The sequence below is a fragment of the Acidovorax sp. T1 genome, from assembly GCF_002176815.1.
Taxonomy (GTDB): domain Bacteria; phylum Pseudomonadota; class Gammaproteobacteria; order Burkholderiales; family Burkholderiaceae_C; genus Acidovorax.
This window is the reverse complement of record NZ_CP021648.1, coordinates 2,700,492-2,723,395: the sequence shown is the minus strand read 5'-3', so window position 1 is coordinate 2,723,395 and position 22,904 is coordinate 2,700,492. Positions and strand designations below refer to the sequence as shown.

Genomic DNA, 22,904 nt, shown 5'->3' with positions numbered 1-22,904 from the left:
GGTATTTGCTATTAAATAAGGAGCTGTAAGCGCTTTATGGGTAAGCGCTACAGGCTATTTTTATGCATATTTCTGGAATGGGGCTCAGCACAGTGCCAATGCCTCCAGGCAGCGCTGGCGGTGGGCCGCTCCGGTGTCCGGGGCCAGCTCCAGCGCCGGCAGACGCAGGCCATAGTCGATGCCCAGCCGGTCGGCCTGCAGCACCCAGGCCGTCAGGCGCGAGATGCGGGCTTCATGGTCGGGCAGGGCAGCATGGGCCAGGTCCAGCCACAGCTCGTGGCGCTGGGCCTGCTGCGCATCGCGGCTGACGAGGTCGTCCGTGCCCGTGGCCAGCGATTTGGCGGCTTTCTTCCAGACCACCAGCTTGAGCGGGTCGCCGCGCCGATAGGCACGCACGCCATCGAACTCGCCAATGCCCTGGGTGCTTGCGCTGCCCGTGCCGCTGGCACGCGGCTCGCCGGGCGGCAGCGGCGGTGGGGGCACCTCGGGGGCGGGGTACACCAGCACCTGGGCGGCGGGGCGCCAGTAGCTCCAGACGCGGAAGGTGCCCAGCGGAAAACGGGTTTCGGCCACGAGCGTGGGCACCCGGTGCAGGCCCCGGCGCGTGGGCTGGAACGCCACCTGCACGCTGGCGCTGCCCTGCGCGGGCACGTCGGTCATGGCCCCGTCGTGCCTGCTTGTGCCATGGCCGTGCACGGACAGCGCAATGGCGTGGCGCGGCGTGCGCCGGTCGCTGAAAAGCTGCACTTCAAACGCCGTGCTGCCACCCAGAAAGTGGGGCTCGGGCGCTTTGAGGTGCAGCGTGATGCCGCGCAGCGTGGCGTGGCACACATGCATGCCCGCCACCGCGCTGCCAGCCAGCAAAAAGGTCAGCAGATAGCCCAGGTTGAGCTGGAAGTTGATGGACGCCACCAGCAGCACCAGCAGCGTGCCGGCCAGCATCCAGCCCGCGCCGGTGGGCAGGATGTACACATTGCGCTGTGTGAGTGTCAGGGTGTCGGCCAGCGGCAGGCGTGCCTCCCACCAGCGCGCAAAGCGCGCACGCGCCCGGGCCAGCGGATTCAGCGCGGCCTGGCGCGAAGGCGTGGCAGCGCGTGCGGACGGCGTGGGTGCAAGGAGATCGGCAGCAGCGGTAGCAGCGGCAGAGGCGCCGGAAGGGGACGGCATGGCGTGCGGACCCAAGACAGTCAAGGCAGGGGCACCGACTCGGCCATGGCGCGCACCTGCTCCACCGCGCCGCGCCGCGCGTCGCCCACGGGCACCAGGCGGTGCGCAATGGTCTGCGGCAGCACGGCCTGCACGTCGTCGGGCGCCACATAGTCGCGCCCGCTGATCAGCGCCTGGGCCTTGGCGGCGCGCACCAGCGCAATACCGGCGCGCGGCGACAGCCCCTGCAAGAACCAGCGACCCGTGCGGGTGGCGGCGATCAGGTCTTGCACATAGTTGAGCAGCGGCTCGGCGGTGTGCACGGCCAGCACCTGGCGCTGCAGTTGCGCCAGCTCGTCCTGCGACAGCAGGGGCAGCAGGCTGTCCACCAGGTCGCGGCGGTCGCTGCCGGCCAGCAGCAGGCGCTCGGCGGCGCGGTCGGGGTAGCCGATGGAGATGCGCATCAAAAACCGGTCGAGCTGCGATTCGGGCAGCGCAAAGGTGCCCAGCTGGTCGTGCGGGTTCTGTGTGGCGATCACGAAAAACGGGTGGGGCAGGGCGCGGGTTTCGCCCTCCACCGACACCTGTTTTTCTTCCATGGCTTCGAGCAGCGCGCTCTGGGTTTTGGGGCTGGCGCGGTTGATTTCGTCGGCCAGCAGCACCTGCGCAAAAACGGGGCCGGGATGGAACACGAAGGCCTCCTTGCCGCGTTCGTACACCGATACACCGGTGAGGTCGCTGGGCATCAGGTCGGCCGTGAACTGCACCCGCGAGAACTGCAGGCCAAACGTGCGCGCCAGCGCGTGGGCCAGCGTCGTCTTGCCCACGCCCGGCACATCCTCGATGAGCAGGTGGCCGCCCGCCAGCAGGCAGGCCGCGCAGTCCCGTACCTGGGCGCTTTTGCCCACAATCACCGTGTTAAGCTGGTCCAGAAGCGATTTGATTTTTGGCTGTGCATGCATGGCGCCACGTTATCCGAAAAAAGAGACACGGGGATTTCACTGTGAGCAAGACAGGCTATTTCACCCATCCCGACTGCCGAAAGCACGAAATGGGGCCGGGGCATCCCGAATGCCCCGAGCGGCTGGACGCCATCGAAGACCGTCTGCTGATCACCGGCGTGGCCGATGCCCTGGAGCGCTACGAAGCGCCCGAGGCCTCGATCGCCGACATCGAGCTGGCGCACAGCCGGCTCCATGTGGCGGCGATGCGCGGCCTGTCGGACCTGCTCAACGAAGATCTGCTGGCGGGTGGCCCTGCCTACTCGCAGATCGACACCGACACGTCCATCAATGCGCACACCTGGAAGGCCTCGTTGCGCGCCGCCGGCGCGGCCCTGGCCGCCACCGACGCGGTGATGGCCGGCGAGATCACCAACGCGTTTTGCGCGGTGCGCCCGCCCGGCCACCATGCCTGCCACGACAAGGCCATGGGTTTCTGCTTTTTCAACAACGTGGCGGTGGCGGCCAAATATGCGCTGCAGCGCTATAAGCTGCAGCGTGTGGCGGTGGTGGACTTTGACGTGCACCACGGCAACGGCACTGAAGACATCCTGGCCAAAGACCCGCGCGCGCTCATGGTGGGCATCTTTCAGCACCCGTTCTATCCCTACAGCGGCGACCAGAATCCGGCGCCCAACATGGTGAATGTGCCGGTGGCGGCCTATACGCGCGGCATGGACATCCGCGAAATCATCGAGATGATGTGGATTCCGCGCCTGGAGGCCTTCAAGCCCGAGATGATCTTCATCAGCGCGGGCTTCGACGGCCACCGCGAGGACGACATGGGGCAGCTGGGTATGGTGGAGGCCGACTACGCCTGGATCACCCACCGGATCATGGATATCGCCCGGCGCTATTCCAAGGGCCGCATCGTTTCGTGCCTGGAAGGCGGCTACGTGATGGGCCCCCTGGCGCGCAGCGTGGAAGCCCATGTGCGCGTGTTGGCTGAATTATGACCAACCACCTGAGCGGCTGCGCCGCTTCCCCCTTCTCTCGCTGCGCGGGAAGGGGGACGACGCCAGCGCTGCGGGGCGGCCCTTGCGCGGCGTCTGCTGGCCAGGGGCGCGCCAGTTTTCTGCGCTGTGAGACAGTTGGCGTACAGGAAAAATTGAAATGACGATGAATGATGAACTGCTTCGGGTCTCGCGCGATGCGCGCGGCGTGGTGACACTGACCCTGAACGACCCCGCCCGCTTCAATGCGCTGGGCTGCGAGATGCTGGCCGCGCTGCAGCAGGCGCTGGACGCGGTGGCCCGCGACGACAGCGCGCGCGTGGTGGTGCTGGCGGCCGAGGGCAAGGCGTTTTGCGCCGGCCACAACTTGAAGGACATGGCGGCCCACCCCGAGCTGGTGTGGTACCAGCAGCTCTTTGCCCAGTGCAGCCGCGTGATGCTCACCATCCACAAGCTGCCGGTGCCGGTGATTGCGCGGGTGCAGGGCATGGCCACTGCGGCCGGTTGCCAGCTGGTGGCGCAGTGCGATCTGGCGGTGGCGGCGAGCGACGCCAGCTTTGCCACCAGTGGCATCCATTACGGCCTTTTCTGCGCCACGCCCAGCGTGCCGCTGGTGCGCAACATGCCGGCCAAGCGCGCCATGGAAATGCTGCTCACCGGCGATTTCATCGACGCCCCCACGGCGCTGGCGCAGGGCCTGGTGAACCGCGTGGTGGCGCCCGAGGCGCTGGATGCCGAGGTGGAAAAACTCGTGCAGTCCATTGTGCAAAAGCCCCGCGTGGCGGTGGCCATGGGCAAGGCGCTGGTTTACCAGCAGCGTGAGCTGGGCCTGGATGCGGCCTACCAGCTGGCCGGCCAGGCCATGGCCGTCAACATGATGGACGCGGCGGCCCAAGAGGGCGCTCGGGCTTTTGCCGAAAAGCGCGCTCCGGTGTGGAAGGTGTGATGGCCATGCAGTCTGTTTCGCCGGTGTTTGATGATGTGCAGCAGTGGTTTCGGGCATTTACGCAGCCCACGGTACTGATCGAGCTGGGGGCGCTGGCCTTGTGCGTGGCGCTGGCCTGGCTCATGGTGTCGGCCTTGCGCCGTGCGCTGGGTCGCGATGAGCCACGCTCCATCCTGTTTGGCCGCAAGGTGGTGGATGGCGTGCTGTTCCCCCTGACCTTGCTGGGCCTGGGCTATGTGGCGCGGGCGGTGTTGGCGCTATGGGTGCCGTTGGCGGCATTCAAGGTGGTCATTCCGGTGCTGATCTCGCTGGTGGTGATCCGCGTGGGGGTCAAGGTGCTGCAGGCGGCCTTTCCGCAGGCCGCCTGGGTGCGTCCCATCGAGCGCACCATCTCCTGGCTGGCCTGGCTAGCCATGGTGCTGTGGGTGACGGGCCTGCTGCCGCTGGTGTTGCAGGAGCTCGACGAAATCACCTGGAAGGTGGGGGCGACCACGCTGTCGGTGCGCACCATGATCGAAGGCGCCGTGACAGCCTGCGCTGTGCTGATCGTGACTCTGTGGGTCTCCTCGGCCATCGAGTCGCGCCTGCTGCGCTCGGCCAAGGGCAGCGAGCTGTCGTTGCGCAAGGCGTTCAGCAATGCCGCGCGCGCCTTGCTGATCTTTTTGGGCTTGATCCTGGCGCTGTCCGCCGTGGGCATTGACCTCACGGCCCTGTCGGTGCTGGGCGGCGCCGTGGGTGTGGGCATCGGCTTTGGCCTGCAGAAGCTGGCGGCCAACTATGTGAGCGGCTTTGTGATCCTGGCCGAGCGCAGCGTGCGCATTGGCGACAATGTTCGCGTGGATGGCTTTGAAGGCCATATCACCGACATCACGGGGCGTTACACGGTGATCCGCTCGGGGGTGGGGCGCGAATCCATCGTGCCCAACGAGATGCTGATCACGCAGCGGGTGGAGAACCTTTCGCTGACCGACCCGCGCGTGTGGATGTCTACCGTGATCAGTGTGGGCTATGACAGCGATGTCGATCTTGTCGTTCGTCTGCTGGGCGAGGCGGCACTGGCCAACCCGCGTGTGCTGCGCGAGCCGGGGCCGTTGGTGGCTCTGTCGGCCTTTGGGGCCGACGGGCTGGAGTTCACTGTCGGTTACTGGATCACCGACCCGGAAAGTGGAACGCTCGGTTTGCGCTCGGACATCAACCGGGCCATTCTCGCTGCGCTGCGCGCCCACCACATCGATATTCCCTACCCGCAGCGCGTGGTGCACCTGCGACCGCAGGATGTGCCCGCTTCCAGCGAAGATGCGCACGCTTCGCCAGGCGCTGCCCCGTCGCCTGATTTGCAGGGGCCTCTGGTGCGGCATGGTGCTTCGCCCCTCACGTAACAGCATGGACTGGACAATGAGAGCGAACACTGGCCTATAATTTACAAAAAGCACGACCGTTCTTTTTGTGACTCTGTGTGCTGTGGATGGCAGCAGTTTTGATGCCGTGCGGCATAGAATGCCTCGGTTAACGTAAACGTCAATTCAACGAACTCTAAATTAAGGAGCCGCAGTAATGAAGGTCTTGGTCCCAGTCAAACGCGTGGTTGACTACAACGTCAAAGTCCGCGTCAAATCGGACGGCAGCGGCGTGGACATCGCCAACGTCAAGATGAGCATGAACCCCTTTGACGAAATCGCCGTTGAAGAAGCCGTGCGCCTGAAAGAAAAAGGCCTGGTGACCGAAGTCATCGCCGTCTCTTGCGGCGTGGCGCAATGCCAGGAAACCCTGCGCACCGCCATGGCCATCGGCGCCGACCGCGCCATCCTGGTGGAAACCGACGCAGAACTGCAGCCCCTGGCCGTCGCCAAGCTCTTGAAGGCATTGGTGGACAAAGAACAACCCGGCCTCATCATCCTGGGCAAACAAGCCATCGACGACGACGCCAACCAGACCGGCCAGATGCTCGCCGCCCTGGCCGACCTGCCCCAGGCCACGTTCGCCAGCAAAGTCGAACTGACGGCCGACAGCGTCAGCGTCACCCGCGAAGTCGACGGCGGCCTGGAAACCCTGGCCTTGAGCCTGCCCGCCGTCATCACCACCGACCTGCGCCTGAACGAGCCCCGCTACGTCACCTTGCCCAACATCATGAAGGCCAAGAAAAAGCAGCTCGACACCTTCAAGCCCGAAGACCTCGGCGTGGACGTGGCACCGCGCCTCAAAACCCTCAAAGTGACCGAACCCGCCAAACGCGGCGCCGGCATCAAGGTGGCCGACGTGGCCGCCCTGGTCGAAAAACTCAAGAACGAAGCGAAGGTGATCTAAATGTCGGTACTCGTTATTGCTGAACACGACAACGCCTCCATCAAAGGCGCCACCCTGAACACCGTCACGGCCGCCGTCGCCTGCGGCGGCGACGTCCACGTTCTCGTCGCCGGCCACAACGCCAGCGCCGCAGCCCAGGCTGCAGCCCAAATCACCGGCGTCGCCAAAGTCATCCACGCCGACGCCCCCGGCCTGGAACACGGCCTGGCCGAGAACGTCGCCGCCCAAGTGCTGGCCATCGCCCAAAACTACAGCCACATCCTCTTCCCCGCCACCGCCAGCGGCAAGAACGTGGCCCCCCGCGTGGCCGCCAAGCTCGACGTCGCCCAGATCAGCGACATCACCAAGGTCATTGCCGCTGACACCTTCGAGCGCCCCATCTACGCCGGCAACGCCATCGCCACCGTGCAAAGCCAGGATGCCGTCAAGATCATCACCGTACGCACCACCGGCTTTGACGCCGCAGCCGCCACGGGAGGCAGCGCAACGGTTGAAACAACAGCCGCCACCGCAGACAACGGCAAGAGCAAGTTTGTGGGCAGCGAAATCGCCCAAAGCGACCGCCCCGAACTCACGGCCGCCAAGATCATCGTCTCGGGTGGCCGGGCCTTGGGCAGCAAGGAAAAGTTCGACGAAGTCATGACCCCGCTGGCCGACAAGCTCGGCGCCGCCCTGGGCGCCAGCCGCGCAGCGGTCGATGCGGGCTACGCCCCCAACGACTGGCAAGTGGGCCAGACCGGCAAGATCGTGGCGCCGCAGCTGTACATCGCAGCGGGCATCTCGGGTGCGATCCAGCACCTGGCGGGGATGAAAGACTCCAAGGTGATCGTGGCGATCAACAAGGACCCCGAGGCGCCGATCTTCAGCGTGGCCGACTATGGGCTGGAGGCGGATTTGTTTGCGGCCGTGCCGGAGCTGGTGAAGGCGCTGTAAGGCCTGCAGGCCCGCAAAAAGGCATCGCTTGCGGTGCCTTTTTTTTGACATTCATATCCCCTGGAGATACCCATGAGCTACACCGCCCCTGTCAAGGACATGCTGTTCAACATGCAGCACCTGGCGAATATTGAACAGATCGCACAGATCCCCGGCTTTGACGACGCGGGCCTGGATACAGCGCAGGCCGTGCTGCAAGAGTGCGCCAAGTTCACCGAGGGCGTGCTGGCTCCGCTCAATTTCGAGGGCGACAAGAACCCGTCATCGTGGAAGGACGGCGTGGTCACGGCCACGCCGGGGTTCAAGGACGCCTTCCGCCAGTTTACCGAGGGCGGTTGGCAGGGCCTGCAGCACCCGGCTGACTTTGGTGGCCAGGGCCTGCCCAAAACCATTGGCGCGGCCTGCATGGAAATGCTCAACAGCGCCAACATGAGTTTCGCGCTGTGTCCGTTGCTGACCGACGGCGCCATCGAGGCGCTGCTGACTGCCGGCAGCGACGAGCTCAAGGCCATCTACCTTGAAAAACTCATTTCGGGCCAGTGGACCGGCACCATGAACCTGACCGAGCCGCAAGCCGGATCGGACCTGGCGCTGGTGCGCACCAAGGCCGATCCGCAGCCCGATGGCACGTACAAGATTTTCGGCACCAAGATCTTCATCACCTGGGGTGAGCACGACATGGCCGAGAACATCGTGCACCTGGTGCTGGCCCGCGTGGCTGGCGCACCCGAAGGCGTCAAGGGCATCAGCCTGTTCGTCGTGCCCAAATTTCTGGTGAACCAGGACGGCAGCCTGGGTGTGCGCAACGACGCACACTGCGTGAGCATCGAGCACAAGCTGGGCATCAAGGCCAGCCCCACGGCTGTGCTGCAGTTTGGCGACGGCATGGCGGAAAGCATCGCAGACAGCGCCGGGCCCGGCGCTGTGGGTTATCTGGTGGGCCAGGAAAACCGTGGCCTTGAATACATGTTCATCATGATGAACGCCGCGCGCTACGGCGTGGGCATCCAGGGCATTGCGATTGCCGAGCGCGCCTACCAGAAGGCCGTGAGCTATGCCAAGGACCGCGTGCAAAGCCGCCCGGTGGATGGCAGCATCCATGCCAGCGCGGCCATCATCCACCACCCCGACGTGCGCCGCATGCTCATGACCATGCGTGCCACCACCGAAGGCTGCCGCGCCATGGCCGCCGTGGCCGCCGCAGCCTATGACGCCGCCCACCACCACCCGGATGCAGACACGCGCAAGCAGAACGCCACGTTCTACGAATTCATGGTGCCGCTGGTCAAGGGCTACAGCACCGAAATGAGCCAGGAGGTCACCAGTCTGGGCGTGCAGGTGCATGGCGGCATGGGCTTTATCGAGGAAACCGGCGCGGCCCAGTACTACCGTGACGCCAAGATTCTGACCATCTACGAAGGCACCACCGCGATCCAGGCCAACGACCTGGTAGGCCGCAAGACCGCGCGCGATGGCGGCCAGACGGCCAGGGCGATTGCTGCGCAGATCGAAAAGACCGAAGGCGAACTGCTGGCCAGCGGCACCCCTGCCGCCAAGGCCGTGGCGCGCCGGCTGGCGGCGGCGCGCCAGGCCTTTCTGGAAGTGGTGGACTTTGTGGCCGGTGGCGCCAAGGCCAGCCCCAACGCCGTTTTTGCGGGCAGCGTGCCTTACCTCATGCTCGCTGGCAGCCTGGTGGCCGGCTGGCAGCTGGCGCGCAGCCTGCTGGTGGCCGAGGCGCTGTTGCCCAAGGGACAGGACGAGGCTTTTTTGCGCGCAAAAATCACCACGGCGCAGTTTTATGCCGAGCACATCCTGGTCAAGGCACCGGGCCTGCGCGACAGCATCGTCGAAGGCGCAGGCAGCGTGACCGATCTGGCGCTGGAGTCGTTCTGAGACTGTGACCGGGCCGCCTGCGTTGCACCGCGGGGGGCTTTGTTGATATAAAAATGATAGCTGCTAGCGCTTTATATATAAGCGCTAGAGGCATATTTCACCCCTATTTTTGTTCAGGAAGTTGTTGCCATGTCCAAACTGCCTCCCGCGTTGCAGAACCTGTCGCTGCCCGTCATCGGCTCGCCGCTGTTCATCATCAGCAACCCCAAGCTCGTGATCGAGCAGTGCAAGGCTGGCGTGGTGGGCTCCATGCCCGCGCTCAATGCCCGCCCCGCCGAGCTGCTGGACGAATGGCTGGCCGAGATCACCGAGACTCTGGCGGCCTACAACCAGGTCCACCCCGACAAGCCCGCCGCGCCCTTTGCCATCAACCAGATCGTGCACAAGAGCAACGACCGGCTGGAGCACGACATGCAGGTCTGCGCCAAGTACAAGGTGCCGATCATCATCACGAGCCTGGGCGCCCGTGAAGACGTGAACCAGGCCGTGCACGCCTGGGGCGGCATCGTGCTGCACGACATCATCAACAACAAGTTTGCGCACAAGGCGATTGAAAAGGGCGCCGACGGCCTGATCGCCGTGGCCGCAGGCGCTGGCGGCCATGCCGGTGTGAAGAGCCCGTTTGCCCTGATCCAGGAAATTCGCCAGTGGTTTGACGGACCGATTGCGTTGAGCGGCTCCATCGCCAGCGGCGACGCCGTGCTGGCCGCGCAGGCCATGGGCGCCGACTTTGGCTACATCGGCTCGGCCTTCATTGCCACGCACGAGGCGCGGGCCTCGGATGCCTACAAGCAGGCCATCGTGGAAGGCGACTCGGACGACATCGTTTACAGCAACCTGTTCACCGGCGTGCACGGCAACTACCTGGCGCCGTCGATCCGCGCAGCGGGCATGGACCCGGACAACCTGCCCGAGTCCGATCCGAGCAAGATGAACTTTGGCGGCGATGCGAAAAAGGCGTGGAAGGATATCTGGGGCTGTGGTCAGGGCATTGGGGCGATCAATGCGGTGACGAGCACGGCCCAGCTGGTGGCCAAGTTGCGTGGTGAGTATGAGGCGGCGCGGGCGCGGTTGAAGTTGTAGTTTTGGTCTTTTTTGGCTCTGGCGCTTATGTAGCATGCGCTGGTAGCTATTGTTTTGATAGTTCGTGGCGTGCCTTTGCTCAGGGCGGGTGCCGGGTCTCGCCCCGGCGGGCGCCTCACTTTCTTTTGCTTCGCCAAAAGAAAGTAAGCAAAGAAAAGGCGACCCACAGTCTGCGACCCCTTCGCGTTGCTACGGGGCGACCTGCGGCGGTGCGGTTGCGGGGTGCGCCGTGGAACTCGCTACGCGCTGGCGCGCTGCGCTCAAACAACCACGGCGAGTCAGATGACGAGGCGTGTGTCCTGCGGCACACGCTCACCCCGCAACCGCCCCGCCGCAGGCGCAGCCAGATGGGGGAAACCACCGAACATCCAAACAACCCCACGGGCCATCGCTGCGCTCGGCCCAGGTTGCGCAGCGCGAGGCGCTTGCGCCCGCGAGACGGGGCCGAGCGCAGCGATGGCCCGAGTGGATGTTGGCTCCCCATCCCTTCTGGATGCGCCTGGGGCGCGCAGGGCGCGGGGTGGCGGGTGTGCCGCAGGACACACCCGCTTCGTGATCTGACTCGCCGTGGTTGTCTGAACGGAGCGCCGCAGGCGCGCAGTGAGTTCCACGGCGCACCCCGCGCACGAGCACCCCAGGTTGCGGGTTATTGGGGTCAGACACCCATTTCACTGCGGTGCGTAGCACCGCACCCTCCGGGCGAGCCAACGGCTCGGTGAATTGGGGCTCTGACCCCAAAAACCCGTCGCAGACAGCAGGGTCGCCTTTCTTTTGGGTACGTTTCTTTGGCGAAGCAAAGAAAAGTACCTCGCCCGCCGGGGCGCAACCCGGCCCCCACCCTCAAAAAAAGCACGCAAAAAACTATCAAAACAATAGCTACCAGCGTTTGATACACAAGCCCCAGAGCCCAAAAACATCACATATCAAAAAATCCGCCCCCAACGAAAAGCCTGAAACCCCTTACCCCGCCCCCGCTGCCATACGCCCCGAAGCCGTCACCAGGCAGGCGCAACGCTCTTCATCCGTTGCGCGCGCTTCAGCAAACATTGCTCGATCCGACGACAATTGAAGGTTTTTTGGCGCCGCCACTTGGCGGGCACTGAGCCGCCGTATCTTTTTGCTGCATGACATCTCCTCACTCCCGCACGCCGCTGATCGACATGGTCAAGGGCATTGCCTGCGCCACCATCGTGTGGCACCACCTCGCTTTTTATGGCCCCATGTCCGACATCGCGCAGCCGCTGGCGCCGGGGCTGATGGCATGGCTTTACGACTATGGGCGCATGGCCGTGCAGATCTTTCTGGTGCTCGGCGGCTATCTCGCGGCGGCCAGCCTGGCGCCCCAGGGGCTGGCACGGTTTGACAGCGCCAGCCAGCAGATCGCACGGCGCTTCGTGCGGCTGGTGGTGCCTTATGCCGTGGCACTGGTGCTGGCCGTGGTGGTGGCGGCGCTGGCGCGCAGCTGGATGGATCACCCCTCGGTGCCCGATGCGCCCGATCTGGCCCAGCTGGTGGCCAATGCGCTGCTGCTGCAGGACATCGTGGGCGAAGAGGCCCTGTCGGCGGGCGTGTGGTATGTCGCCATCGACTTCCAGCTTTTTGTGTGCTCCGTGCTGCTGCTGGCGCTGGTGCGGTCGGTGTGTGGCGAGGGGCGTGGCGCGGTGTGTGTGCGCCATGCCGCCTGGTTGGGGCGTGCGCTGGTGGTTGCCGGCACGGCGGCCTCCTTGCTGGTGTTCAACCGCGAGCCGGAACTCGATATGTGGGCCCTGTATTTCTTTGGGTCCTATGGGCTGGGCATGATGGCTTACTGGGCGGTGCAGGCCCCGCGTGCTGGCGGGTGGCTGGCCGCCATCGCCGTGCTGGGTGCCGCCGCCCTGGTGCTGGATTTCCGCGCGCGCATTGCCGTGGCGCTGGTGACGGCGTTGGCGCTGGCCTGGGCGCTGCGCTCATCCCGCTGGCGGCAATGGCAGGGGTTCGCACCCGTGGTGCGGCTCGGTCAGATGTCGTACTCGGTGTTTCTGGTGCACTTTCCGGTGTGCCTGCTGGTCAATGCCGTGGTCAGCCACCTCTGGCCGCAAGCGCCTGTGTGGAATGCCCTGGGCATGCTGGCGGCGTTTGTACTTTCGCTGATGGCCGGGCGGCTGCTGTATGAGCGGGTGGAGCGCCACGTTCCGACCTGGACCACGGCGCTGCGCTGGCAGGCCGGGCTGGTGGGCACCGGCATGCTGGTGGCGGTGACCACCAGCCAGTGGGCCTGAGAGGCTGAGAGTCTTTCATCCATGCCCGCCTTGCACGCCAAAACACACCGGCTCGTCGTTGCAAATACTCGCCATAGCCCGCGCTATGGCTGTGTTTTGCGCCTAGACCCGGCGCGTTTTGACGCGCCTTTCGGGCACGGCCGAAAAACTCTCAGCCTCTGACGCCACACGCCTTGGCCTTGGTGTGGCACCTGGGGTGCGCGACCGCCCGGCGGGTCAGCGGTGCAACTCGCCCGCGCTTTCGGGTTGGTAGACGATGCTTTTCACGCGCACTGTCATCGATTTGCCACCTGGCCCGGGCCAGGCCAGTTCATCGCCCACCGACAGGCCGAGCAGCGCGCTGCCCACGGGCGCAAAGATCGAGATGCGGTCGGCGCTGCCGTCCATGTCGCGCGGGTACACCAGCGTCAGGCAAAACTCCTTGCCGGTCTCCTGGATCGTGAACTGCACGGTGGAGTTCATGGTCACCACATTGGGAGGGATCTCCTCGGGCGCCACCACGTCGGCGCGGTCCAGCTCTGCCTGCAGATCGGCCTTGCCCGGAAAGACGCTGGCCGGAATCACCGCCAGCAGTGCTTCAATGCGGTCCAGGTCCAGGGAGGACAGGGTGATCTGGGGTTTTTTCGCCATGGCGTATCTCGACAGCTGGTTGTAAAGGCCGGGACTGTAGTGGATCGCGAATCTCGCACTGCGCCGCGTGGTCAAAAAAGGCACCGTTTCTGGGTTTGTTGCTGCGAATAAAGTCGAGAAACGGTGCATTCCTGCCGTGATGAGGGGCGATGCGGATCCGGCCGATCCGCTCTGTCGCCCTCCCGGTGACCCGTCCTGTCGGGCCCGTCTCAGCCTCTCAGGTCTTGACCGGGTTCGATGTTTTGCCAGTTGGCATGGGAGCGCCTGCACGGCCATGGTTGGCAAAGTACTCCCGGGTCAGGCGCACGATCACCGGGCTGAGCAGCAGCAGCGAGATCAGGTTCGGAATCGCCATCAGCGCGTTGAGCGTGTCGGCCACCAGCCAGGCAAAGTCCAGGCTCAGCACGGCGCCCGGAAACACCGCCAGCGTCCACAGCAGGCGAAACGGCTTTTCGGTCACGGTGCCGAACAGGTAGGCCCAGCATTTTTCGCCGTAGTAGGCCCAGCCCAGGATGGTGGTGAAGGCGAACACGGCCAGCGACCCCGCCAGCAGGTACTTGCCCATGCCGGGCATGGCTGTTTCAAAGGCCGCGGCGCTCAGGATGGCGCCGGTCTGGCCCGAGTCCCACACGCCGCTGACGATGATGGCCAGACCGGTGCAAGTGCACACGATGATGGTGTCGATGAAGGTGCCCATCATGCCGATAAGGCCCGAGAACACCGGATCGCGCGTGGCGCCCGCCGCCTGGGCGATGCCTGCGGTGCCCAGGCCCGCTTCGTTGGAGAAAATGCCGCGCGCAACACCTTTTTGCAGTGCCAGCATGACCGAGGCGCCGACAAAGCCGCCGGTGGCCGCCACCGGGTTGAAGGCGTGGTGCAGGATCAGCGCGAAGGCGCCGGGAATGCGATCGGCAAATACCACCAGGATCACGGCCACGCAGGCGATGTAGCCGATGCACATGGCCGGCACCAGGCGCTCGGCCACTGCGCCGATGCGCTTGATTCCGCCCAGTACCACGGCGCCGGTCAGCAGGGTCAGCGCCAGGCCGGTGATCCAGGTCTCCACGCCAAAGGCGTTGTGCATGGCGCTGGCGATGCCGTTGGCCTGCACCATGTTGCCAATGCCAAAACCGGCCAGGCCGCCAAACACCGCAAAGACCGTCGCCAGCCAGCGCCAGCGCTTGCCCAGACCGTTCTTGATGGCGTACATCGGCCCGCCTACATGCTCGCCGCGCTCGTCCACCTCGCGGTATTTCACCGCCAGCACCACCTCGGCGTATTTCGTGGCCATGCCGACGAAAGCGGTCATCCACATCCAGAACAGGGCGCCTGGGCCGCCGATGGCGATGGCTGCGGCAACCCCGGCGATGTTGCCCGTGCCCACGGTGGCGGACAGCGCCGTCATCAAGGCGGCGAACGGCGAGATCTCGCCGTCGCCAGCGTTGCCGGGTTGCCGGCTTTGCCCGATCATGCGAAAGCCGTAAATGATCTTGCGAAGGGGCATGAAGCCCAGACGCACCTGCAGGTAAAGGCCCGTGCCCAGGATCAGGGTGATCATCGGAACGCCCCAGACCAGCCCGTTGAGCCATTCAAAAAACATGTGCAGGGATTGCATAAATCAGTTTCCTTCGGAAACAGGGTTGGGGGAGGTCGATAAGCAGGGGGAAAACCATCGGCGCCGGGCACCGCCGGGCACGGCGGCAAGCCTCAGCAATGCCGAGACTGCAGGACGGATGGCGTGCCAGCGGCGGGTGCGTGGGCACCACAGGCCTGCACGATCACGCCAGCCACCATGTCGGCGGTGACGGCCGACAGCGTCCAGCCGAGGTGGCCGTGACCGGTGTTGTAGAAGACATTGGCACTGCGCCCGCGTCCCACGCGCGGCATCATGCTGGGCATCATTGGGCGCAGGCCGGCCCAGGGCACGACCTGTTGCGTGCTCACGCCAGGAAAGCACTGGTGCACCCAGTCCACCAGGGGCGCAATGCGGTCGGCGCGGATGTCCTTGTTGCAGCCGTTGAACTCGGCCGTGCCGGCCACGCGCAGGCGGTCAAGCCCCAGGCGGCTGGTGACCAGCTTGGTTTCGTCATCGAGCAGGCTCACGGTGGGGGCGGCCTGCTGGCTTTGCGCGTCCCGCAGGTTGACGGTGATCGAATAGCCCTTGACCGGGTAGATGTTGACACGGTCGCCGAGCTGGGTGGCAAAGTCGCGGCTGGTCACGCCAGCGCACACCACCAGGCCATCGAAGCGGTGGGTTTGGGGGGCGTCAGCCTCGCCCACGGTGACGCTGGCGGTCTTGCCGTCGCTGCGCAGGGACAGCACGTTTTGCCCGTACAGGCAGCGCACGCCCAGGCGCTCGATGGCCGCGGCCAGGCCGACGGTGAACTTGTGGATGTCGCCGGTGGCGTCGCTCTCGGTGAAGTAGCCGCCGTAGTAACTGCCGGCCAGCGTGGGCTCGATGGCGCGCATCTCGGCCGGCGTGACCGGGCGGCGTGGCAGGCCGCCAGCGGCCAGCAGTTTGGACACCTCGCCGGCGTGGTCAAAGCCTTTCTTGTCGCGGTAGATGTGCAGGATGCCTTGCTTTTTCAGGTCGAAGTCCACGCTTTCGGCATCGGCCCAGGCAAACAGGTGCTCGCGCGCAGCGACGGCCAGGCGGGCGGTCTCGATGGTGTTTTGCCGGTAGTGCGCAATGTTGCCGATGAATTCGGCAAACCACGACAGCTTGTGCCAGCTGGGCTTGGGGTTGACCAGCAGCGGTGCATCGCCCTTGAGCATCCACTTCAGGCCCTTGATGATGGTCGACCAGTGGGTCCAGACCTCGGCGTTGGACGCCGACAGCTGGCCGCCGTTGGCGAACGACGTTTCCATGGCCGCATAGCGGTGTTTTTCGAACAAGGTGACGGCAAAGCCGCGCTGGGCCAGGGCATAGGCGGTGGTGACACCGGTGATGCCGCCGCCGATGATTGCGATGGATTTCATGATGACAGGCTTCCAACAGGTCGTGGTGACGTGGCACGCTGCGCACCATGCGCAACGCACGCCCCCTCTGTTTAGGACCTGAGAGATTCACGTCCCGTTGCCGGGCGCGCTTGCTCCTGCGGTGTGCCGTCTGACGAAGACCGGCAGCTCTTCAGAGTTCCTTTGAGCTGATCGGTCCTTTTGCCTGAGAGTTTCCGGGGCGGTTGCTCCTTCGGCGCCGCAGGCAGCATGCCAGCGGTCTCTCCCGATCAGATCTTGGCGCAAGGCCAAGGACTGAAGCGATGATGCACAAAGCGTGCCAATGCGTTCTCCGTAAATACCCGCCATGGGCGCAAAAAATGCACGGTTTCAGAGCCAACGAGACGTGCGCGGTCTGGTGGGTTGCATGCGGGGCCGGGGCTGTGGTCTGATCTGGTGCGCCAACGGTTCTGCGCAGCAGCCGGGTGTGCTCAGATGTGGCGCTGGCGGCAGGTGGCGTAAATGTCCTGGCCCGGCTGGTAGGCGGTGGTCTGCACATCCATCAGGCCCAGCACCGAGTGAAAGTAACCATCGTGCGTGATGCGCCGCTCGGCCAGGTCTTTTTGCAGGCAGGGGGTGGAGACGCCGCTGCGCGCCTGCATGGCGGGAGACAGCCAGGTGATCCAGGGCACATGCTTTTGCACGTCAGGTGCGATGGAATAGGGCAGGCCATGCAGGTAGATGTTGTTCTCGCCCAGCGATTCTCCATGATCTGCTACATAAATCATAGCTGTTTGCGCTTTCTCCGATTGGGCTGAGAGCCAATTGATCACTGAATCGAGAAACTGGTCGGTTTGCACGATGCTGTTATCGTAGGCGTTCACCACCTGCGCTTGTGTGCATTCTTGCAGGGCGGTGGAGGTGCATTCGGGCTGGAACTTCTTCAGCGCCGCTGCAGAGCGCTTGAAGTAGGCGGGCCCGTGGCTGCCCATCTGGTGCATCACCACCACAGTGCCGCGGCTGCGCTGCTCGGCGGGCAGGTTGGCCAGGCGCTGGTCCAGGTCCTGGAGCATGATGGGGTCCAGGCACTCACCGTCGGGGCACAGCGTTGGGTCTTTCAGTGCGGTGGTATGCACTTGCCCGACACGCTCGCACACGCCCTTGCAGCCGGCCTGGTTGTCCAGCCAAAGCACGGCCAGGCCCGCGTGGTGCAGCACGTCGATCAGGCTTTCGTAATTGGCCTTGCGCGCTTCGAAGCCGTCGCGCCCCAGGTGAGAAAACATGCACGGCACCGATGCGGCGGTACTGGTGCCGCACGACCAGGCATTGCGCGCGGTGGCGAGGTCGGTGCGGGCCGACAGCAGGGGCGTGGTGGGCCGGTTGTAGCCGTTGAGCCCGAAGTTCACGCTGCGGCCGGTTTCGCCCAGCACCAGCACCAGCAGGGGCGGCTTTTGCTGGCCTGCATAGCTGGCGCCCAGCTGGGCGTCGCGGCCCAGCGGCATCAGCGTGCTGGTGTCCAGCCGCAGCGGCTTGGTGGCGATGTTGCCCAGGGCGTACACGCTGTTGAGCGGATTGATCAGGTAGCGCAGCTTGGTGTGGTTGCGCATGGTGGAGGCGAAGTCCTGGAACACCAGCAGCAGGCAGACCACGATGACCACGATCGAACCCACCAGCAGGGCGCCGTTGTGGGCCATGTGGCGAAAGGCATGCATGCGGCGCACCGGGCGGCGGTACAGCCAAAGCAGCGGCGGGGCCGTGAGCGCCAGCACGGTGGCCAGCATGCGCCAGTTGAGCAGGTCGCCGGCCTCTTTCGCATCGGTCTGCATGACGTTGACCAGCATGCTTGCGTCGATGGCAATGCCATAGGCAAGCATGAAATAGGCACCGAAAGCGGCCATGAGCAGCATCACGGTGATGGCGGGCTTGAGCGTCCAGCGCCAGGCCAGCACACTGAGCAGGGCGGCATTGCCTGCCGCCACAATCACCGCAAAAGCCAGCGCAAAGCCCCAGCCGCGCAGCGTGCCCTGGCCCGGCAGCGCCGCCACTTCACGCCACAGCGGCACGTTGCAGGCGGTGGCCAGCCAGGCGCTGGCCAGCACCACGACCCACGCGGGGTGGATGTCGCGGGACGGATGGGTAGGGTGGGCAACGGCGCGGCGGCCAAGCACAAGGCGCTGTAGGCGCTGCAAAAACAAAGGCATGGGTTGATTGTCTGTCGAGCTGCTTAACTGGGCATTAATGTTCAGGCCGGCGCAGTTGCATGGTGCTGCAAATGGTCACCCAGGAAGGTCTGGATGAAATAGTAGCCATGGTCGTAGCCTGCATGGCGGCGGAGCGTGAGCGGCTGCCCGACCTGGGCACATGCGCTTTCGAACAGGTGTGGGTGCAGCTGCGTGGTCAGAAACGGGTCGGCCAGGCCCTGGTCAATCAGGATGCCTTGCGGATACGGTGCTCTGCCTTGCTGGCCCATCAGCACACTCGCATCATGTGCGCCCCAGGTGCTTTCATCCTGCCCCAGATACCCCGTGAAAGCGTTGTGCCCCCACGGGCACTGGGTGGGCGCGCAAATGGGCGCAAAGGCCGACACGCTGCGGAAAAAGCCGGGGTGCCGCAAGGCGAGCGTGAGCGCACCGTGCCCGCCCATCGAATGCCCGAACAGGCCCAGGCGCTGGTCGTCGAGGGAAAACTGCACCGCCACGGCGGGCAGCAACTCCTTGATGAGGTAGCTCTCCATGCACCAATGGCCGGCCCAGGGCGCCTCGGTGGCGTCCAGATAGAAGCCGGCGCCCACGCCGAACTCCCAGTGGTTGCTTTCACCCAGAATGCCCGCGCCGCGCGGGCTGGTGTCGGGGGTGAGGATGGCCAGCCCCCATTGCGCCGCCAGGCGCTGCGCACCGGCCTTGATGGCAAAGGTTTCCTCCGTGCAGGTCAGGCCGGCCAGGTAGGTGAGCAACGGCACGTTCTGCCCGGCTAGGGCCTGGGGTGGTAGATACAGGCCAAAACGCATTGGCAGGCCGATTTCGGACGAGCTGTGTTTGTAAAAGCGCTGCACGCCGCCAAAGCAGGCGTGTTCGCTGATCAGTTCTAGGGCGGTGAATGTCATGAATATCAAATTTGATAGCTGCTAGCGCTTATGGATAAAGCGCTAGAGCACAGTTTTATCAATAAATGACCACGCCGCGGATGGACTCGCCGCGCTTCATCAGGTCGAACCCCTTGTTGATGTCTTCGAGCGGCATGGTGTGGGTGATCAGGTCGTCGATGTTGATCTTGCCCTCCATGTACCAGTCCACGATTTTGGGCACATCGGTGCGGCCGCGCGCGCCACCAAAGGCCGAGCCTTCCCATTTGCGGCCGGTGACCAGCTGGAAGGGGCGGGTGCTGATTTCGGCGCCGGCCTCGGCCACACCGATGATGATGCTGCGGCCCCAGCCCTTGTGGGTGCATTCGAGCGCCTGGCGCATCACGGTGGTGTTGCCGATGCACTCGAAGCTGTAGTCGGCGCCGCCATCGGTGAGCTGCACGATGGCGTCCACGACGTTGTCCACCTCTTTCGGGTTGATGAAGTGCGTCATGCCGAACTTGCGCGCCATCTCCTGGCGGGCGGGGTTGATGTCCACGCCGATGATCTTGTCGGCGCCCACCATCTTGGCGCCTTGGATCACGTTCAGGCCGATGCCGCCCAGGCCGAATACCACCACGTTGGCGCCGGCCTCGACCTTGGCGGTGAAGATCACCGCGCCGATGCCGGTGGTGACGCCGCAACCGATGTAGCAGACCTTGTCAAAGGGTGCATCCTCGCGGATCTTGGCCAGCGAAATCTCGGGTGCCACCGTGTAGTTGCTGAAGGTGCTGGTGCCCATGTAGTGAAATATCGGCTTGCCATCCAGGCTGAAGCGGCTGGTGGCGTCGGGCATCAGGCCCTTGCCCTGTGTGCCGCGGATCAGCTGGCACAGGTTGGTCTTGCGCGACAGGCAGAACTTGCACTGGCGGCATTCGGGGGTGTACAGCGGAATGACATGGTCGCCCTTCTTGAGCGTGGTGACGCCCGGCCCCACGTCCACCACGATGCCCGCGCCTTCATGGCCCAGGATGGCCGGGAAGATGCCTTCCGGGTCGGCGCCCGAGAGCGTGTAGTAGTCGGTGTGGCAGATGCCGGTGGCCTTGATCTCGACCAGCACTTCGCCGAATCTGGGGCCGTCGAGGTCCACGGTTTCAATGGTCAGGGGCTGGCCTGCTTGCCAGGCGACGGCGGCTTTGGTTTTCATGGGGGATCCTCAGGTAACAGTGTCGCAGCACTATACGGGCACCGGCGCGGGTTGGTAACGGGCAGAAAAAAGCCCGCCGGGGTGCGGCGGGCTTTGGGGCTGCGGGGCGCGCTGGGCGCGCCGCCGATCAACGGGCCGTCAGGGGCGGCACATCGCGGCGCACCGAGCCGGTGAACAGCTGGCGTGGGCGGCCGATCTTGTACTCGGGGTCGCTGATCATTTCGTTGAGCTGGGCAATCCAGCCGACGGTGCGGGCCAGCGCGAAGATGCCGGTGAACAGGTTGACCGGGATGCCCATGGCGCGCTGCACGATGCCGGAGTAGAAGTCCACGTTCGGATAGAGCTTGCGCGAGACGAAGTAGTCGTCTTCGAGGGCGATCTTTTCCAGTTCCTTGGCCAGCTTGAACAGCGGATCGTTTTCCAAGCCCAGCTCCTTGAGCACTTCGTTGCAGGTTTCCTGCATGAGCTTGGCGCGGGGGTCGTAGTTCTTGTAGACGCGGTGGCCAAAGCCCATCAGCTTCACGCCGGAGTTCTTGTCCTTGACCTTCTCCATGAACTCGCCCACCTTGGCCACGCCGCCCTGGCGCTGGATGTCTTCCAGCATGTTCAGGCAGGCTTCATTGGCACCACCGTGGGCAGGGCCCCACAGGCAGGCCACCCCAGCGGAGATGGCGGCAAACGGGTTGGTGCCCGACGAGCCGCACAGGCGCACCGTGGAGGTCGAGGCGTTTTGCTCGTGGTCGGCGTGCAGGATGAAGATGCGGTCCAGGGCGCGCTCGAGCACCGGGTTGACCTTGTAGTCTTCGCAGGGCGTGCCGAACATCATGCGCAGGAAGTTGCCGGAGTACGACAGATCGTTGCGAGGGTACATGTAAGGCTGGCCGACGCCGTACTTGTAGGCCATGGCGACCAGCGTGGGCATCTTGGCGATCAGGCGGATCGCGGCGATGTCGCGGTGCTGCGGGTTGTTGATGTCGGTGCTGTCATGGTAGAAGGCCGACATGGCACCCACCAGGCCCGTGAGCACCGCCATGGGGTGCGCGTCACGGCGGAAACCGCGCAGGAAGAACTGCAGCTGCTCGTTGACCATGGTGTGGTCGAGCACCAGCTTGTGGAAGTCACCGCGCTGGGAGGCGTTGGGCAGCTCGCCCTTGAGCAGCAGGTAGCAGGTGTCCAGGTAGTCGCACTGCGTGGCCAGTTGCTCGATGGGGTAGCCGCGGTACAGCAACTCGCCCTTGTCGCCATCGATGTAGGTGATGGCGGACTGGCACGACGCCGTGGACAGGAAACCGGGGTCGTAGGTGAACATGCCGGTTTGAGCGTACAGCTTGCGGATATCGATGACGTCCGGGCCAATGCTGCCCTGGTAGACCGGCATTTCCACGCTGGGGCTGCCGTTACTGAACGACAGGGTGGCTTTGTTGTCAGCTAGCTTCATTGTTACTTTCCTTTGGGGTTTCCGAGATCCGGTCTGGGGCTATCGATTCAGTGTCGGGGCACTATTGCACCGCGGTGCTGCCACCTTGCCGCAGCATGCTGAGCACTTCGTGCACTTGAGGTGTGTCCAGCGGGGCCTGTGGCTCGCGCCGGCGCAGCAACAGGTCCAGCAGGTCGTTGTCCGCCAGGTCCATGAGGGCCATCAGGCCGTCGGCGTGGCGTTGGGTCAGCTGGGGCTCAAAACGGGTGAAAAACTGCTCGATGAACAGGTCGTTCTCCAGCAGCCCCCTCCTGCAGCGCCAGTGCAGCTTGCTCAGTGCGCGCTCGTCCAGCAGCGGTGAGGCTGCTGCGCTGGCGATGGTGGACGTTTCACCCATGGCTTTGCGCTCGCTTCAGATGGCGCGACGCACCATCAGTTCCTTGATCTTGCCGATGGCGCGCGTGGGGTTCAGACCTTTGGGGCACACGTCTACGCAGTTCATGATGGTGTGGCAGCGGAACAGGCGGTAGGGGTCTTCGAGGTTGTCCAGGCGCGCGCCCGTGGCGTCATCGCGGCTGTCGGCGATGAAGCGGTAAGCCTGCAGCAGACCGGCGGGACCCACGAACTTGTCGGGGTTCCACCAGAAACTGGGGCAGGATGTGGAGCAGCTGGCGCACAGGATGCACTCGTACAGGCCGTTGAGTTCTTCGCGCTCTTCGGGCGACTGCAGGCGCTCACGGTCGGGCGCCAGTTCTTCATTGATCAGGTAGGGCTTGATCGAGTTGTATTGCTTGAAGAACTGCGTCATATCCACGATCAGGTCGCGGATCACGGGCAGGCCCGGCAGCGGCTTGAGCACGATGGTGCCCTTGAGCGTGTTCATGTTGGTCAGGCAGGCCAGGCCGTTCTTGCCATTGATGTTCATGGCGTCCGAACCGCAGACGCCTTCACGGCAGGAGCGGCGGAACGACAGTGTGGGATCCTGTTCCTTGAGCTTGATCAGCGCGTCCAGCAACATGCGCTCGTGGCCGTCGAGTTCGATCTCGATGGTCTGCATGTAGGGCTTGGCATCCCTGTCCGGATCGTAGCGGTAGATTTGGAATGTGCGTTTTTGCATGTTTCTTCTCTCGTGACG

At 64.6% G+C, this 22,904-nt stretch carries 19 protein-coding genes and 1 riboswitch; of the genes, 8 read left to right on the top strand and 11 right to left on the bottom strand.

Annotated elements, in window-relative coordinates; genetic code table 11:
* Positions 1–84 precede the first annotated feature (84 nt).
* On the bottom strand, positions 85–1,167 hold the full coding sequence (locus CCX87_RS12865; RefSeq protein ID WP_087746800.1) for a DUF58 domain-containing protein: 1,083 nt from the start codon (positions 1,165–1,167) through the stop codon (positions 85–87).
* Positions 1,168–1,187: 20 nt separating this feature from the next.
* A complete protein-coding gene (locus tag CCX87_RS12860; protein ID WP_087746799.1) occupies positions 1,188–2,108 on the bottom strand; it encodes an AAA family ATPase in 921 nt (306 codons plus the stop codon).
* Positions 2,109–2,149: 41 nt separating this feature from the next.
* On the opposite strand from CCX87_RS12860, the gene CCX87_RS12855 reads away from it, so the two are divergent.
* The 8 genes from CCX87_RS12855 (at position 2,150) to CCX87_RS12820 (ending at position 12,517) form a co-directional block, all read left to right on the top strand.
* Positions 2,150–3,103, top strand: a complete 954-nt coding sequence (locus CCX87_RS12855; RefSeq protein ID WP_198314711.1) for a histone deacetylase family protein — start codon at positions 2,150–2,152, stop codon at positions 3,101–3,103.
* A 157-nt stretch (positions 3,104–3,260) separates the two neighbouring features.
* Positions 3,261–4,046, top strand: a complete 786-nt coding sequence (locus CCX87_RS12850; RefSeq protein WP_198314710.1) for an enoyl-CoA hydratase — start codon at positions 3,261–3,263, stop codon at positions 4,044–4,046.
* A complete protein-coding gene (locus tag CCX87_RS12845; RefSeq protein ID WP_087746795.1) occupies positions 4,046–5,425 on the top strand; it encodes a mechanosensitive ion channel family protein in 1,380 nt (459 codons plus the stop codon). The genes CCX87_RS12850 and CCX87_RS12845 overlap by 1 nt, the downstream gene beginning before the upstream one ends.
* 175 nt (positions 5,426–5,600) lie before the next feature.
* On the top strand, positions 5,601–6,350 hold the full coding sequence (locus CCX87_RS12840) for an electron transfer flavoprotein subunit beta/FixA family protein (protein WP_087746793.1): 750 nt from the start codon (positions 5,601–5,603) through the stop codon (positions 6,348–6,350).
* Positions 6,351–7,283 carry an electron transfer flavoprotein subunit alpha/FixB family protein gene (locus CCX87_RS12835; protein ID WP_087746792.1) on the top strand — a complete coding sequence of 311 codons (933 nt, stop codon included), beginning with the start codon at positions 6,351–6,353 and terminating at the stop codon, positions 7,281–7,283.
* Between the two features lie 72 nt (positions 7,284–7,355).
* Positions 7,356–9,176, top strand: a complete 1,821-nt coding sequence (locus CCX87_RS12830; protein WP_087746790.1) for an acyl-CoA dehydrogenase — start codon at positions 7,356–7,358, stop codon at positions 9,174–9,176.
* A gap of 129 nt (positions 9,177–9,305) precedes the next feature.
* Positions 9,306–10,259 (top strand): NAD(P)H-dependent flavin oxidoreductase, encoded by a 954-nt coding sequence (locus CCX87_RS12825; RefSeq protein WP_087746788.1) that lies wholly within the window; start codon positions 9,306–9,308, stop codon positions 10,257–10,259.
* Between the two features lie 1,124 nt (positions 10,260–11,383).
* Entirely contained in the window at positions 11,384–12,517 is a 1,134-nt protein-coding gene (locus tag CCX87_RS12820) for an acyltransferase family protein (protein ID WP_087746785.1), read from the top strand.
* Positions 12,518–12,733: 216 nt separating this feature from the next.
* Here the strand turns inward: CCX87_RS12820 and rnk are convergent, their stop codons facing one another.
* From rnk to CCX87_RS12775, 9 genes are all read right to left on the bottom strand, one after another.
* Positions 12,734–13,147 (bottom strand): nucleoside diphosphate kinase regulator, encoded by a 414-nt coding sequence (gene rnk / locus CCX87_RS12815; RefSeq protein ID WP_087746783.1) that lies wholly within the window; start codon positions 13,145–13,147, stop codon positions 12,734–12,736.
* A 217-nt stretch (positions 13,148–13,364) separates the two neighbouring features.
* The gene (locus tag CCX87_RS12810) at positions 13,365–14,762 is read right to left on the bottom strand and encodes an alanine/glycine:cation symporter family protein (protein ID WP_087746781.1); all 1,398 of its coding nucleotides are present in this window, start codon (positions 14,760–14,762) and stop codon (positions 13,365–13,367) included.
* Between the two features lie 92 nt (positions 14,763–14,854).
* Positions 14,855–16,126 carry a D-amino acid dehydrogenase gene (locus CCX87_RS12805; RefSeq protein WP_087746779.1) on the bottom strand — a complete coding sequence of 424 codons (1,272 nt, stop codon included), beginning with the start codon at positions 16,124–16,126 and terminating at the stop codon, positions 14,855–14,857.
* Between the two features lie 162 nt (positions 16,127–16,288).
* Positions 16,289–16,383, bottom strand: a riboswitch (glycine riboswitch).
* Between the two features lie 192 nt (positions 16,384–16,575).
* Positions 16,576–18,285, bottom strand: a complete 1,710-nt coding sequence (locus tag CCX87_RS12800) for a phosphoethanolamine transferase (protein WP_087746777.1) — start codon at positions 18,283–18,285, stop codon at positions 16,576–16,578.
* 41 nt (positions 18,286–18,326) lie between these two features.
* Positions 18,327–19,187 (bottom strand): S-formylglutathione hydrolase, encoded by an 861-nt coding sequence (fghA, locus tag CCX87_RS12795; RefSeq protein WP_087746775.1) that lies wholly within the window; start codon positions 19,185–19,187, stop codon positions 18,327–18,329.
* A 58-nt stretch (positions 19,188–19,245) separates the two neighbouring features.
* A complete protein-coding gene (locus CCX87_RS12790; RefSeq protein WP_087746773.1) occupies positions 19,246–20,352 on the bottom strand; it encodes an S-(hydroxymethyl)glutathione dehydrogenase/class III alcohol dehydrogenase in 1,107 nt (368 codons plus the stop codon).
* A gap of 127 nt (positions 20,353–20,479) precedes the next feature.
* Positions 20,480–21,790, bottom strand: a complete 1,311-nt coding sequence (gene gltA / locus CCX87_RS12785; protein ID WP_087746770.1) for a citrate synthase — start codon at positions 21,788–21,790, stop codon at positions 20,480–20,482.
* A gap of 61 nt (positions 21,791–21,851) precedes the next feature.
* Complete coding sequence (locus CCX87_RS12780; protein ID WP_087746768.1) at positions 21,852–22,166, bottom strand: FAD assembly factor SdhE; 315 nt, start codon at positions 22,164–22,166, stop codon at positions 21,852–21,854.
* A 15-nt stretch (positions 22,167–22,181) separates the two neighbouring features.
* Positions 22,182–22,886, bottom strand: coding sequence for a succinate dehydrogenase iron-sulfur subunit (locus CCX87_RS12775; RefSeq protein ID WP_087746766.1), 705 nt, complete (start codon positions 22,884–22,886; stop codon positions 22,182–22,184).
* Between the last annotated feature and the right edge of the window lie 18 nt (positions 22,887–22,904).

Excerpts from the sequence above, each read along its gene's own strand:
- CCX87_RS12860 (WP_087746799.1), bottom strand. The coding sequence starts at position 2,108 with ATGCATGCACAGCCAAAAATCAAATCGCTTCTGGACCAGCTTAACACG.
- CCX87_RS12825 (WP_087746788.1), top strand. The coding sequence starts at position 9,306 with ATGTCCAAACTGCCTCCCGCGTTGCAGAACCTGTCGCTGCCCGTCATC.
- CCX87_RS12790 (WP_087746773.1), bottom strand. The coding sequence starts at position 20,352 with ATGAAAACCAAAGCCGCCGTCGCCTGGCAAGCAGGCCAGCCCCTGACC.
- CCX87_RS12820 (WP_087746785.1), top strand. The coding sequence starts at position 11,384 with ATGACATCTCCTCACTCCCGCACGCCGCTGATCGACATGGTCAAGGGC.
- CCX87_RS12830 (WP_087746790.1), top strand. The coding sequence starts at position 7,356 with ATGAGCTACACCGCCCCTGTCAAGGACATGCTGTTCAACATGCAGCAC.
- CCX87_RS12840 (WP_087746793.1), top strand. The coding sequence starts at position 5,601 with ATGAAGGTCTTGGTCCCAGTCAAACGCGTGGTTGACTACAACGTCAAA.
- fghA (WP_087746775.1), bottom strand. The coding sequence starts at position 19,187 with ATGACATTCACCGCCCTAGAACTGATCAGCGAACACGCCTGCTTTGGC.
- CCX87_RS12850 (WP_198314710.1), top strand. The coding sequence starts at position 3,261 with ATGACGATGAATGATGAACTGCTTCGGGTCTCGCGCGATGCGCGCGGC.
- CCX87_RS12845 (WP_087746795.1), top strand. The coding sequence starts at position 4,046 with ATGGCCATGCAGTCTGTTTCGCCGGTGTTTGATGATGTGCAGCAGTGG.
- CCX87_RS12835 (WP_087746792.1), top strand. The coding sequence starts at position 6,351 with ATGTCGGTACTCGTTATTGCTGAACACGACAACGCCTCCATCAAAGGC.
- gltA (WP_087746770.1), bottom strand. The coding sequence starts at position 21,790 with ATGAAGCTAGCTGACAACAAAGCCACCCTGTCGTTCAGTAACGGCAGC.
- CCX87_RS12865 (WP_087746800.1), bottom strand. The coding sequence starts at position 1,167 with ATGCCGTCCCCTTCCGGCGCCTCTGCCGCTGCTACCGCTGCTGCCGAT.
- CCX87_RS12800 (WP_087746777.1), bottom strand. The coding sequence starts at position 18,285 with ATGCCTTTGTTTTTGCAGCGCCTACAGCGCCTTGTGCTTGGCCGCCGC.
- CCX87_RS12810 (WP_087746781.1), bottom strand. The coding sequence starts at position 14,762 with ATGCAATCCCTGCACATGTTTTTTGAATGGCTCAACGGGCTGGTCTGG.
- rnk (WP_087746783.1), bottom strand. The coding sequence starts at position 13,147 with ATGGCGAAAAAACCCCAGATCACCCTGTCCTCCCTGGACCTGGACCGC.
- CCX87_RS12775 (WP_087746766.1), bottom strand. The coding sequence starts at position 22,886 with ATGCAAAAACGCACATTCCAAATCTACCGCTACGATCCGGACAGGGAT.
- CCX87_RS12805 (WP_087746779.1), bottom strand. The coding sequence starts at position 16,126 with ATGAAATCCATCGCAATCATCGGCGGCGGCATCACCGGTGTCACCACC.
- CCX87_RS12780 (WP_087746768.1), bottom strand. The coding sequence starts at position 22,166 with ATGGGTGAAACGTCCACCATCGCCAGCGCAGCAGCCTCACCGCTGCTG.